General features: G+C 67.7%; 9 protein-coding genes. 2 read left to right on the plus strand and 7 right to left on the minus strand.

All coding sequences use genetic code 11. From position 1 onward, the window contains the following. Positions 1-9: 9 nt before the first annotated feature. From BTH42_RS17590 to BTH42_RS17610, 4 genes are all read right to left on the minus strand, one after another. Entirely contained in the window at positions 10-459 is a 450-nt protein-coding gene (locus BTH42_RS17590) for a thioesterase family protein (protein WP_075301666.1), read from the minus strand. 126 nt (positions 460-585) lie between these two features. Continuing rightward, positions 586-1,734 carry an iron-containing alcohol dehydrogenase gene (locus BTH42_RS17595; protein ID WP_075301668.1) on the minus strand — a complete coding sequence of 383 codons (1,149 nt, stop codon included), beginning with the start codon at positions 1,732-1,734 and terminating at the stop codon, positions 586-588. 61 nt (positions 1,735-1,795) lie between these two features. After that, positions 1,796-2,326: an NUDIX domain-containing protein gene (locus tag BTH42_RS17600; RefSeq protein WP_075301670.1), complete on the minus strand. Its 531-nt coding sequence runs from the start codon at positions 2,324-2,326 to the stop codon at positions 1,796-1,798. Between the two features lie 494 nt (positions 2,327-2,820). Next, positions 2,821-4,266 (minus strand): YbfB/YjiJ family MFS transporter, encoded by a 1,446-nt coding sequence (locus BTH42_RS17610; RefSeq protein WP_075301674.1) that lies wholly within the window; start codon positions 4,264-4,266, stop codon positions 2,821-2,823. 100 nt (positions 4,267-4,366) lie between these two features. Here BTH42_RS17610 and BTH42_RS17615 point away from each other — a divergent pair, with 100 nt between their 5' ends. After that, positions 4,367-5,269: a LysR family transcriptional regulator gene (locus BTH42_RS17615; protein ID WP_075301676.1), complete on the plus strand. Its 903-nt coding sequence runs from the start codon at positions 4,367-4,369 to the stop codon at positions 5,267-5,269. Positions 5,270-5,415: 146 nt separating this feature from the next. On the opposite strand, the gene alaS is transcribed toward BTH42_RS17615, so the two are convergent. Then, complete coding sequence (alaS, locus tag BTH42_RS17620) at positions 5,416-8,040, minus strand: alanine--tRNA ligase (protein ID WP_075301678.1); 2,625 nt, start codon at positions 8,038-8,040, stop codon at positions 5,416-5,418. A gap of 314 nt (positions 8,041-8,354) precedes the next feature. On the opposite strand from alaS, the gene BTH42_RS17625 reads away from it, so the two are divergent. Beyond that, entirely contained in the window at positions 8,355-9,575 is a 1,221-nt protein-coding gene (locus tag BTH42_RS17625) for a CaiB/BaiF CoA-transferase family protein (protein ID WP_075301680.1), read from the plus strand. 72 nt (positions 9,576-9,647) lie between these two features. Here the strand turns inward: BTH42_RS17625 and BTH42_RS17630 are convergent, their stop codons facing one another. Continuing rightward, positions 9,648-10,205, minus strand: a complete 558-nt coding sequence (locus BTH42_RS17630; RefSeq protein ID WP_075301682.1) for an alpha/beta hydrolase — start codon at positions 10,203-10,205, stop codon at positions 9,648-9,650. A 60-nt stretch (positions 10,206-10,265) separates the two neighbouring features. Further along, the gene (locus BTH42_RS36055) at positions 10,266-12,389 is read right to left on the minus strand and encodes a gamma-glutamyltransferase family protein (protein ID WP_256702082.1); all 2,124 of its coding nucleotides are present in this window, start codon (positions 12,387-12,389) and stop codon (positions 10,266-10,268) included. Positions 12,390-12,694: the final 305 nt, after the last annotated feature.

Consider the following 12,694-nt stretch of genomic DNA (forward strand, 5'->3'; position numbering starts at 1 on the left):
ATTCCTGCGTTATTCGGACGAACCCGCGACCTGCAACGGCGCGAGCGCCGCGCGCAATTCGGCCGGCAGATTCACCGGCCGGCGCGTCGCACGATCGACGTACACATGCACGAAATGCCCCTGCGCGGCGGGCTCCGCGTCGCCCTCTCTGAACAGGCCCACCTCGTAGCGCACGCTCGAAGTGCCGAGCCGCACGACCCGCAAGCCGGCGTCGATGCGCTCCGGAAACACCAGCGGCGCGAAGTAATTGCACTGCGTCTCGACCACGAGACCGATCGTCGTGCCGTGCTCGAAGTCGAGCACGCCGGCGCGGATCAGATACTCGTTGACGACGGTGTCGAAGTAGCTGTAGTACACGACGTTGTTCACGTGACCGTAGACGTCGTTGTCCATCCAGCGGGACGTGATCGGCAGGAAGTGCGGATACGCGGCGCGCGGCGCCGGAGCGGGTTTATTCATCGGGTGTGCCAGGTATCGATGCGAACGGGGGCGACCAGGTGCGGGCGGATTCGGCTTCGGGAGCGGGATGAGGTTCGGGGGACTTAACGCCCCCCCTGCCTCAGCGTAATCAAACGACGCGAGCCGTCACAGCGACTCGGTGAGCATGCGCCGATAGTCGTCGGCGCTCGCCTCGCGCGGATTGGTCCGATGGCAATGATCGACCAGCGCGCCCTGCACGACCTTGTCGAACATGCTCGCGTCGACGCCCATCTGCGCGAGACCGGTCGGCAGCCCGAGCCGCGCGGTCATATCGAACACCGCCTGCGCGAGGTCCGCCTGTTCCGGTAGCCCCATCACGCGACGCATCCGCGCAAAGCGGCGCTCGGCCACCACGCTAGGCGCGCTTTCGTTAAAGCGCAGCACCGCCGGCAGCACGACCGCGTTCAGCGTGCCGTGATGCAGCGAGGTGCGGCCGTTCACCTTCAGCCCGCCGAGCGGATGCGACAGCGAATGCACACAGCCGAGGCCCTTCTGGAACGCCATCGCGCCCTGCAGCGACGCGCTCATCATGTTCAGCCGCGCATCGCGATCGGCGCCGTCCGCGCACGCGCGCTCGATGCTGGCCCATGCGCGTTCGAGGCCGTCGAGCGCGATGCCGTCGGCGGGCGGATTGAACGCGGGCGCGAGGAAGGTCTCGATGCAGTGCGCGATCGCGTCCATCCCGGTCGCCGCGGTCAGCCCCGGCGGCAGACCGAGCGTCAGCCCCGGATCGCACAGCGCCGACTTCGGCAGCAGATGCCACGAATGGAAGCCGAGCTTGCGGCCGTCGTTCAGGATCACGATCGCGCCGCGCGCGACTTCGCTGCCGGTGCCGGCGGTGGTCGGGATCGCGATCAACGGCGCGACCGCATCGGTGATCTTGCCGCTGCCGCCTTCGATCGTCGCGTATTGCGTGAGCGGCCCCGGATGCGTGGCCGCGATCGCGACGCCCTTCGCGAGATCGATCGACGAACCGCCGCCGACCGCGATCAGGCCATCGCAGCGCTCGTTGCGATAGACGTCGGCGGCCGCGAGCACCATCGCTTCGGTCGGGTTCGACGGCGTGTCGTCGAAGACCGGCACATCGCCGAGCTTCAGTTCATCGAGCGTGCGCCGCACGAGGCCGGCCGCGACGACGCCTTTGTCGCTGATCACGAGCGGCCGCTTGATGCCGATGCGCGCGCACTCGGACGACAGTTGCGCCAATGCTTCGTAGCCCAGATGAATATGGGTCAGGTAGTAGATGAAAGCCATGCCGTTGCTTCTCCCTGAGCGCGAGCTCATTGACCGCCGATTGAGATGGAGATGGATAACTTCATTGTCCCGGCCGTTCGACGAACTCGAACGGCAAACCGCGTCGCCGCATCCACTCGCCGAGCGCCTGGCCGGTGCCCGCGCGCCAGGGGCGCAGTTTGGCCGGCTCGACCAGCCGGTATTCGAGCAGCTCCGGCGACAGCGCGATGGTCCCGTGCGCCTTCACGTGATACGCGATGATCAGTTCGTTCTTGCGGATGAATTCATAGACGCCGATCAGCTCGACCGACTCGGCGTGCAGCGAGGTCTCTTCGAGCACCTCGCGCGCGATCCCCTGCTCCGGCGTCTCGCCGTTTTCGAGGAAGCCGGTGATCAGCGCGAACATCCCCTCCGGCCACGCGGCGTTGCGCGCGAGCAGCACCTTGCCCTCGCACTCGACGATCGCCGCGACGACCGGCAGCGGATTGTTCCAATGGACGTAGCCGCATTCGAGGTCGGGACAGCTCTGGCGAACGCGGCCGCCCTCGTGCGCGGGGTCCGCGCGTTCAGTCAGAGGGTTCGCGCAGCGGGGGCAAAATCGGTACTCGGTCATGGCGGGGGGACGTCTCTTTGGCTTGTGTTTTTGGTGGGTGAGGTGCGCGCGGCGCGGCGTGCTAGTGATTTTATTCGTAGCCTTGGGGCGGCTGGTGGCGATCGTGGCCGATGTGGCGACCTTGGCGACCTTGGCGATCGTGGCCGGCACCGCTCAGCGCGTCGCGCGCTGCGGGGCGAAGACCGGCGTAGTGGTCGGACGCGAAGGATTGCATGCTGGCGCGCTGCGCCCGGCAACAGGCGCATGGGGATGACCGAAAGCGATCATTTTAGTGCGGGCGTGCGCAAATGGGTCTTGGGGAGGTTGGGTATTGGAGCGGGATTGCGACCGTGGGCGGTGGATTGCTGGGGCGGTGGATTGCTGGTGCGGTGGCTTGCTGGTGCGGTGGCTTGCCCGTGCTGCCGTATTACCGCCACGAATGGCCCGTCAGCACAGGCGTACTGTGGGCAGGCGGGCTCCCACCGCCAATGGACCGCGGCTAATCAACCGGACAGTTAGTTGCAACCACAATCCGGCATGCGGCTGCGCTTACGCCCACGCGATACCTGCGTCACCGCGATAAGCCCCACCGCTCCCGCGATCAGCGCACCGGCCGCCAGCCACAACGCCGGCGAAAACGAGCCGGTGTGCGCGGCGATCGGCGCGGCCACCAGCGGACCGGCGATCTGCCCGATCCCATAGGCGGCGGTCGCGTAACCCATCAAACCGGCCGCATCGTCGCCGCGCAGGCGCCGCGCCTCGCGCATCGCAAACAGCGTGATCGCGGTGAACGGCAGCCCGATCAGGATGCTGCCGAGCGAGAAGCCGCCGGCCGTCGGCCAGACGATGCCGAGTGCGATCCCGATCGCCTGCAGCACGTAGCAGCCGGCGAGCAGCACGCGGTTGTCCCAGTGCGCCGGCAGCCGCGCGCCGAGCAATGCGCCGACGATCAGCGCCGCGCCGAACATCGGCCAGAACAGATCGGGCCACGCCGAGCCCGGCAACGCATGTCGCGCGATGACCGGCAGGAACGTCGCGGTGATGATGTAGCCGAAGCCGGGGATGCCGTAGAGCAGGATCAGCCAGAACGCGTCGGCGCGGTGAGCGGTAGAGGCGGACAGCGTACGAACTGGCCTGGCATGGTTGCCGGGCCGGTGGGCGAACTCGCTGCCACGGTGAATACCTTGCTGGTTTGCGGACTGCCCCGCGGGCTGGCCGTCACGCTCGTTCCCCATTGGGCTCCCGGCCTCGTCGCCAGGATCACTGCCCGGCGCCTTCACGGTAGCGCGAGTCGCAGTAGAGGGTTGCGCCGCCGGGGCCGCGCCCGCCCCTGCGCGTCGAGCGCCGCCCGCGCGCGCCCCGTCGGCAAACACCGGCCACACCAGCACCGACAACACCGCGCCGATCAACCCGAAGCCGATCCACCCGGCCGTCGCGCCATACCCGCCGGCGACGCTGACCAGCAATCCGGTACCGACGATCCCCACACCCGGCCCGGTATAAATCACCCCGCTCCACGCGTGCGCGCCGAGTTCGGCAAGCCGCCGCAAGCCCCACTGCGACGCGAACACGAAGGTCCACGCGCTGACCGCGCCGGCGACGAAGCGCACGAGCGCCCAGAACCAGAACGGACCGGCGAGCCCCATCGCGAGCGTCAACAGCACGGTGGCCGCGAGCCCGAGCCGCACCATCCGGCCGGGCGACACGCGCAGCGCCGCGCAGGTGACCGCGCCGACGAAGTAGCCCGCGTAATTGGCCGACGCCAGCCAGCCGCCGTGCTGGATGTCGAGCAGCGGCTGCCCCGCCGCGCCGCCGTGCAGCATCAACGGCAGCAGCGGCGTGAACGCGAAGCGCCCGATGCCGAGCGCGACCGCCAGCGTCACCATGCACGCGAGCGCCGCGCGGCGCGCCGCGTGAGGTTCATGGAAGCGCCCGTAAGCGCGCGAAGCGAGGTCGTTCATGTTCGGGACCCGAAGCGGTAATCGATTGATCCATGTTAGCTTGACCTTTCGATCACGAAAAATGAATAATTCGGATATCAATCATCGCCAGGAGAGAATGATGGATCTGGCCGCCCTGACCATTTTTCGCGCCGTCGTACGGGAAAACGGCGTGACGCGCGCCGCCGCGAAGCTCAATCGCGTGCAATCGAACGTGACGACGCGTATCAAGCAGCTCGAGGAGCAGCTCGGCACCGAGCTGTTTATCCGTGACGGCCGCCGGCTCGTGCTGACGCCGGCCGGCGAAACGCTGCTGCCCTACGCGGAACGGCTGCTCGCGCTTGCCGACGAGGCCCGCCACGCGGTGCGCGAAGACCGGCCGAGCGGGCGTCTGCGGCTCGGCACGATGGAAAGCGTCGCGGCCACGCGTCTGCCGGCTCTGCTCGCGCAATACCACCAGCAATGGCCGGCCGTCGCGCTGGAACTGGAGACCGGCACCACCGGCAAGCTGATCGAGCGGGTCCGCGAGTTCGAGGTCGATGCCGCGCTGGTCGCGACGCCGCTCGATCCGGCCGCGCTCGGCGAGCTGTTCGAGAGCGTGCCGGTATTTCGCGAGGAACTGGTGATGCTGACGCCGCGCGGGCATCGGCCGATTCATCAGGTCGGCGACATCGCGCTATCTACCCTGGTCGCGTTCGAGCGCGGCTGCGCGTACCGGTCGTATATCGAGAAGTGGTATCTGGAGCACGGCGTGCGGCCCGCGCGGGTGCTGGAACTCGGCTCGTATCACGCGATCGTCGCATGCGTGGCGGCGGGCGCCGGCGTCGCGGTCGCGCCGCGCTCGGTGCTCGATCTGCAGGCCGACACGAGCAATATCGCGGTCCACGCGCTGCCCGATATCGACCCGATCGATACGCTGCTGGTGTGGCGCCGCGGACACTTTTCGTCGGCGCTCAATGCGCTGCGGCGCACGCTGGTGGAGTCGCAGCAGCAGACGGCGGAGGCTGCGGAGAGCGCGGCCTGAGCGGGGTTGGCGATGGCGGCAAAAACAAAGGGGCCACGCAGTGCGCCGATCCTCCCGGCGCGCCACGTGGCCCCTTCTGGTCAAACCCGGCTCACACCGGATTCGGCCCCGGCCCGAGTCGGACTCGAGCCGGCTTCTACATCACATCAAAGCTGCCCTTCAACCCAGGCCTTCACGCCTGCCAGCGCCGCCGGCAGGTTAGCCGGCTCGGTACCGCCAGCCTGCGCCATGTCCGGACGGCCGCCGCCCTTGCCGCCGACCTGCTGCGCGACAAAGTTGACCAGCTCGCCGGCCTTGACCTTCTTGCTCGCGTCGGCAGTCACACCGGCGATCAGGCTGACCTTGCCGCCATCGACCGCCGCCAGCACGATCGCCGCGCTCTTGAGCTTGTCCTTCAGCTTGTCCACCGTTTCGCGCAGCGTCTTCACGTCCGCGCCTTCGAGCGTCGCCGCCAGCACATGCACGCCGCCGACTTCGATCGCCTGGCCGGCCAGCTCGTCGCCCTGGCTCGACGCCAGCTTCGACTTCAGCGCGCCCAGTTCCTTCTCGAGCGCCTTCACCTGGTCCTGCACCTGACCGATACGCTGCGTCAACTCCGACGGCTGCGCCTTCAGCACCGCGGCCGCCGCGTTCACGCGCGCTTCGAGTTCCTGCACGTAGCGCACCGCGTTGTCGCCGGTGATCGCTTCGACACGGCGGATACCCGCCGCGACGCCGCCTTCCATCACGATCTTGAAGAAACCGATGTCGCCCGAGCGGCTCACGTGGGTGCCGCCGCACAGCTCGCGCGAGAAGCCGAGGTCGAGCACGCGCACTTCGTCGCCGTACTTTTCGCCGAACAGCGCCATCGCCCCGCCCTTCACCGCGTCGTCATAGGACATCAGGCGCACGATGCCGGGCGCGTTCGCGAGGATTTCGGCGTTGACGATTTCCTCGACGCGGCGGATCTGCTCGTCCGTCATCGGCGCGTTGTGCGCGAAGTCGAAACGGGTCTTGTCCGCGTCGACGAGCGAACCCTTCTGTTGCACGTGCGAGCCGAGCACTTCGCGCAGCGCCTTATGCATCAGGTGCGTCGCCGAGTGGTTGCGGCCCGTGCGGGCGCGGCGCACCGCGTCGATTTCCGCCTTCACGACGTCGCCGACCTTCAGCGTGCCCTGTTCGAGCGTGCCGTGATGGCCGACCACGTCGGCCTGCACCTTCAGCGTATCGGCAACGGCGAAGCGCGTGCTGGCGTTCGCGAGCACGCCCTGGTCGCCGACCTGGCCGCCCGATTCCGCGTAGAACGGCGTGTGATCGAGCACGACCACCGCCTGCTGGCCGGCGCTCGCCTGCTGCACCGATGCGCCGTCCACGTACAGCGCGACGACCTTCGCGTCGTCGAAGACGATTTCCTCGTAGCCGTGGAAGGTGGTCTTCGCGCCCGAGTATTCGAGGCCCTGCGCCATCTTGAACTTGCCCGCCGCGCGCGCCTGTTCGCGCTGACGCGCCATTGCTTCGTCGAACGCGGGTTCGTCGACCGTTACTTCGCGCTCACGGCATACGTCAGCGGTCAGGTCCAGCGGGAAGCCATACGTGTCGTGCAGCTTGAACGCGAGTTCGCCGTCGAGCGTCTTGCCGCCCTTCGCGTCGAGCTCGGCCAGCGCGGCGTCGAGAATCGACATGCCGTGCTCGATCGTCTCGAAGAAGCGCTCTTCTTCCTGACGCAGCACGTCGGTCACGCGCTGTTCGGCTTCCGCCAGTTCCGGATACGCGGCGCCCATTTGCGCGACGAGGTCCGCGACCAGCTTGTGGAAGAACGCGCCCTTCTTGCCGAGCTTGTAGCCGTGGCGGATCGCGCGGCGCACGATACGGCGCAGCACGTAGCCGCGGCCTTCGTTGCCCGGAATCACGCCGTCGACGATCAGGAACGAGCACGCGCGGATGTGGTCCGCGATCACCTTCAGCGAGTTGTTCGTGAGGTCGCTCACGCCGGTTTCGCGGGCCGCAGCGTGGATCAGCGCCTGGAACAGGTCGATCTCGTAGTTGCTGTGCACGTGCTGCAGCACGGCGGCCAGACGCTCCAGACCCATACCGGTATCGACGCACTGCTTGGGCAGCGGCGTCATGTTGCCCTGGGCGTCGCGATTGAACTGCATGAACACGAGATTCCAGATCTCGATGAAGCGGTCGCCGTCTTCTTCCGGCGATCCCGGCGGGCCGCCCCAGATTTCCGGACCGTGGTCGTAGAACACTTCCGAGCACGGGCCGCACGGGCCGGTGTCGGCCATCTGCCAGAAGTTGTCCGACGCGTAGCGCGCGCCCTTGTTGTCGCCGATGCGGATGATGCGCTCGACCGGCACGCCGATTTCCTTCGCCCAGATGTCGAATGCTTCGTCGTCTTCCTGATAGACGGTGACCGTGAGCTTGTCCGCCGGCAGCTTGTAGACCGTGGTCAGCAATTCCCAGCAGTAGTGGATCGCGTCGCGCTTGAAGTAGTCGCCGAACGAGAAGTTGCCGAGCATCTCGAAGAACGTGTGGTGACGCGCGGTGTAGCCGACGTTTTCGAGGTCGTTATGCTTGCCGCCGGCGCGCACGCTGCGCTGCGCGGTCGTGGCGCGCGAATACGGACGCGATTCCGCGCCGAGGAACACATCTTTGAACTGCACCATCCCCGAATTGGTGAAGAGCAGCGTCGGGTCGTTGCCGGGCACGAGGCTCGACGAACGGACGATCGTGTGGCCCTTCGATTCGAAGAACTTGAGGAATTTCTCGCGGATTTCAGCGGCTTTCATAGCGGGCGGGGGACGGTCCTGACGGGGTTCCTGACTGAGAATGGCGGTCTGTGAGAGGCGCCAACTGTCTGTTTCTTTAAACGACCGATTATACGGGATCGGCACGCCCGCGCGGCGGCGCTGGCCAACCGGCCAAGCCGCGCCCGTGGCCGCGGCGGCAGGCGCGCGGCCGGCGGCTACGCGCGGCGCTATGACGTTCGGCCGACTGCGCCCGGCCGCGGGAATCGCTTAAGATGACTCGCACAGAAATTTCACGAGACACGAGGCGCCGCCGCTCGCGCGCCGTCCGCAGCCATCAGGAGACAGTCAGGAATATGGGAGCCCTCAGTCACATCCGCGTACTCGACCTCACCCGCGTGCTCGCCGGCCCGTGGTGCGCGCAGACGCTCGCCGACTTCGGCGCCGACGTGATCAAGATCGAACGCCCGGAGGTCGGCGACGACACCCGCCACTGGGGGCCGCCGTATCTGCGCACGCCGGAAGGCACCGACACGCGCGAGGCCGCCTACTACCTCGCGGCGAACCGCAACAAGCGCTCGGTCACGGTGGACATCGGCTCGCCCGAGGGTCAACAGATCATTCGCGAGCTCGCCGCGCAAAGCGACGTGGTGCTCGAGAACTACAAGGTCGGCCAGTTGAAGAAGTACGGGCTCGACTATGAATCGCTGAAGCAGGTGAAGCCGGATCTGATCTACTGCTCGGTGACCGGCTTCGGGCAGACCGGGCCGTATGCGTCGCGCGCGGGCTATGACTTCATCGTGCAGGGTATCGGCGGCTTCATGAGCATTACCGGCGAGCGCGACGGTCAGCCGGGCGGCGGGCCGCAGAAGGCCGGCGTCGCGATCGCCGACCTGATGACCGGCATGTATTCGACGATCGCGGTGCTGACCGCGCTCACGCATCGCGACCGCACCGGCGAAGGCCAATACATCGACATGGCGCTGCTCGACGTGCAGGTCGCGATGCTCGCCAACATGAACACGAACTATCTGGCGAGCGGCCAGCCGCCGGTGCGCTGGGGCAACGCGCATCCGAACATCGTGCCGTACCAGACCTTCCAGACCAGCGACGGCTGGATCATCGTCGCGGTCGGCAACGACGGCCAGTTCCGCAAGTTCGTCGATGTGGGCGGCCGGCCCGAGCTCGCCGACGACGAGCGTTTCGCGACCAACCCGGCGCGCGTGCGCAACCGCGACATCCTCGTGCCGATCCTCGCGGAGATGGTGCGGCTGCAAGGCAAGCAGCAATGGATCGCCGCGCTCGAAGCGGCCGGCGTGCCGTGCGGGCCGATCAACGATCTGAACGAGGTGTTCGAGAACGAGCAGGTGGTCGCGCGCGGCATGCAGGTGGATCTGCCGCATCCGTCGGGCGGCACGGTCAAGCTGGTGCGCAACCCGATCAAGATGACCGGCACGCCGCCGCGGGCGCTCAGTCACCCGCCGCTGCTCGGCGAGCATACCGAGCACGTGCTGCACGACGTGCTCGGGTATGACGCGGAGAAGATTGCGGGGCTGCGGGGGAAGTCGGTGATTTGATGGGAGGGGCGACTTGAAGACGGCGCCGCGACAGCAAAGCGAACGAAATCAGCGCCCCGCCCTACGGCGAGCTCACTGCGCTCCCAGCGAAGCCAGCCAGCTCCGCCCTTCTTCCCAGTCGCCGAGACCGCTGTCGGCATTGATATGGCCGCGCGCGCCGAGGTCGATCCAGCGGCTGCCCCACGCGTGCGCGCAGGTCTGCGAAAACGCCACGCCGCCATACGGATCGTCGCTGCTCGCGACCACGATCGTCGGGAACGGCAGACGCGCGAGCGGCACCGGCGCGAAGCCGCTTGCATCGCGCGGAAAATGGGCTTCGGCGGGATCGGAGAGCGCAACCAGCAGCGCGCCGGCCACCTTCGCGAGCTGCGCCGCGCTCGCGTATTGGGTGGCCCAGAACGCGGTGGTCAGGCAGCCCAGGCTATGCGCGGCGAACCGCACCGGCGCATCGGCGGCGGCGACCGCGGCGTCGAGGGTGCGGCACCATGCATCGCGCGACGGGTGCTCCCAGTCCGGCATCTGCACGCGAACGAAATCCGGATCCAATGCTTCCCAACGGGTTTGCCAATGGCCGGCGCCGGAATTCAGATAGCCCGGCAGTACGAGTGTGGTCGGTTGTGATGCGCTCATGGATTCCCCGGATTCGATTGGTCTTTCGTTTGCTTGCGCGAGTGCGTCGCGTCTGCCGTTCTACCGTATCAGTCGCGCGACGCCGGCACCGCGCGGGTCGCTCGCCGGCTCGGGCGTCGTGCCGTCGACGCGGATCAGTTGCACGTCCCCGTTGAACGACTGCTGCTCGATCGTATAGCCGAGCGCTTTCAGCTGCGCCGCGAGTTCCGCCGGCGCCGGGTGGAACGGCTCGAAGTAGATCGTCTTCGGCGGCAGCAACTGGTGATGGAAGCGCATCGCCGCGAGCGCGTCAGTCGGCGTCATGCGGAACTCGACGAGGTTCGTCAGCACCTGGAAAATCGTCGTCATGATCCGCGAGCCGCCGGGCGTGCCGAGTACGAACGCGACCTTGCCGTCCTTGAGGACCAGCGTCGGGGTCATCGACGAAATCGGCCGGCGTCCCGGCGCGATCGTGTTGATCTCGGACTCCGCCGCGCCCGCCGTGCCGCTGCTCGCCGGTTTGACCACGAAGTCGTCCATCGCGTCGTTCAGCAGGAAGCCGCCGCCGTCCACCACCACGCCCGAGCCGAAATCGCCGTTCAGCGTGTAGGTGTTCGAGACCGCGTTGCCCCACTTGTCGACCACCGAGAAATGCGTGGTCTGCGGCTTTTCGGCAGGCGGCTGTGGTGTGTCGCCTTGCGTCGCTTCGTGGGCGTTGTTCGGCGCCGTGTCCTGCGCTTTTTGTTGCGGTTGCGGTTGCGGTTGCGGTTGCGGTTGCGGTTGCGGTTGCGGTTGCGGTTGCGGTTGCGGTTGCGCATTGCCCTGCGGCTTTTCCAAGGCTTTTTCCTGCGTCTTTTCCGGCGCTTTCTCCGCAGCGGCCGCGTCTGACGCTGGCTTAATCGCTTCGGCGCCCGGCACTTCAGCCGGTTTCGCCTCAGCCGGTTTCGCCTCAGCCGGTTTCGCTTCAGCCGGTTTCGCTTCAGCCGGTTTCGCTTCAGCCGGTTTCGCTTCAGCCGGTTTCGCTTCAGCCGCTTTCGCCTCAGCCGGTTTCGCCTCAGCAGGCTTCGCCTCAACAGGTTTAACTTCAGCCGCCCGCTGCGCGAGATACGCGTCATCCAGCAGCTTCGCGACCGGCACCGGCGCCGCGTCCGGATCGCCGATATAGCGCTGCCGGTCCGCGAACACCCGATCCTCGATCTGCGCGATCAGGTGAATGTACGGCGCCGAATTGAGCGCGAGACCATCGAACGCGGGCTGCAGATCGGCCTTCATCCTCAGCATCTGCAGCAGCGCAATGCCGCCCGAGCCCGGCGGCGGCGCGGTGATCACGCGGTAGCCGTGCCAGTCGGCGGCGAGCGGCTCGCGCCACAGCGCCTTGTACTGCACGAGGTCCTGCTTCGTGAGCAGGCCGTGGCCATACATCTGCGCGGCGATCTTGTCGGCGGTGCGGCCTTCGTAGAACTCGCGGCCGCCATCGGTGGCGATCCGCGCGAGCGTCTGCGCGAGTTCCGGCTGGCGCAGCGTCGCGCCCGCCTTCAGGTTCGCGAAGTACGCGTTGAAATTGGTATGGCCGGCGAAACGCTGCGCGGCCGCGTCGCGGCGCTGCGCGAGCCGCGCGTCGACCTGGAAGCCATCGGTCGCGTAATGGAGCGCCGGCGCGAGCACCTGCTTCCATTTGAGCTTGCCGAAGCGCCGCTGCGCTTCCCACATGCCGTCGACGGTGCCCGGCACCGCCACCGCGCGATGGCCGATCGTGCTCATACCCGGCACCGGGTTGCCCTTGTCGTCGAGATAGATGTCGCGGGTCGCCTGCTGCGGCGCGCGCTCTCGGTAGTCGAGGAAGTACGGCTTGCCGTCGACGAACAGCGTCATAAAACCGCCGCCGCCCAGGTTGCCCGCATCGGGGCGCGTGACCGCGAGCGTGAAGGCCATCGCGACCGCGGCATCGACCGCATTGCCGCCTTGCGCGAAGATCTGCTGCGCGGTGTCGGCGCTGTAGCTGTCGGGCGCGGCGACCGCCGACGCGTCGAGCGCGGGCTTCGGCGGCGCCGTTTTCGCGCTCGCGGACAGCGGCGCGGCGAGGCTGCCGATCAACGCGGCACTCCACGCGGCCGCCAGCGCGTGACGGGTTCGGGGGGTAAAGCGGGCGCTCGCGCGACGGCGAGCGAAAGGCGCGCGGGACGCGCCGTGCGGCGAGACTGGCATCCGAGAAAACTCCGGCAACGAGGCGAGCATGGTGCACGAACGGCGGCGCTTCGTGCAAGACGAGAAGGAACGGGACGGCCGCTGCGGCACTAGCGTGAGTCCGGCGCCGGCACGCTTGCCGCCGGGCGCGTCGGTGACCTGACGGGTCTGGTGGGCGCAGCGTAGGCCGCTACGCCGCTACGCCGCTACGCCGCTACGCCGCTACGCCGCTACGCCGCTACGCCGCAGGCATCCTAAGTCGCCCGCCGGAAGCCGGCCAAACCGATTTACCTCCTGTTACAGCGGCACCCGGCCCAGCCCACCGT

The sequence above is a fragment of the Burkholderia sp. SRS-W-2-2016 genome (genome assembly GCF_001931485.1).
GTDB lineage: Bacteria > Pseudomonadota > Gammaproteobacteria > Burkholderiales > Burkholderiaceae > Paraburkholderia.

Excerpts from the sequence above, each read along its gene's own strand:
- BTH42_RS17590 (WP_075301666.1), bottom strand. The coding sequence starts at position 459 with ATGAATAAACCCGCTCCGGCGCCGCGCGCCGCGTATCCGCACTTCCTG.
- BTH42_RS17595 (WP_075301668.1), bottom strand. The coding sequence starts at position 1,734 with ATGGCTTTCATCTACTACCTGACCCATATTCATCTGGGCTACGAAGCA.
- BTH42_RS17600 (WP_075301670.1), bottom strand. The coding sequence starts at position 2,326 with ATGACCGAGTACCGATTTTGCCCCCGCTGCGCGAACCCTCTGACTGAA.
- BTH42_RS17610 (WP_075301674.1), bottom strand. The coding sequence starts at position 4,266 with ATGAACGACCTCGCTTCGCGCGCTTACGGGCGCTTCCATGAACCTCAC.
- BTH42_RS17615 (WP_075301676.1), top strand. The coding sequence starts at position 4,367 with ATGGATCTGGCCGCCCTGACCATTTTTCGCGCCGTCGTACGGGAAAAC.
- alaS (WP_075301678.1), bottom strand. The coding sequence starts at position 8,040 with ATGAAAGCCGCTGAAATCCGCGAGAAATTCCTCAAGTTCTTCGAATCG.
- BTH42_RS17625 (WP_075301680.1), top strand. The coding sequence starts at position 8,355 with ATGGGAGCCCTCAGTCACATCCGCGTACTCGACCTCACCCGCGTGCTC.
- BTH42_RS17630 (WP_075301682.1), bottom strand. The coding sequence starts at position 10,205 with ATGAGCGCATCACAACCGACCACACTCGTACTGCCGGGCTATCTGAAT.
- BTH42_RS36055 (WP_256702082.1), bottom strand. The coding sequence starts at position 12,389 with ATGCCAGTCTCGCCGCACGGCGCGTCCCGCGCGCCTTTCGCTCGCCGT.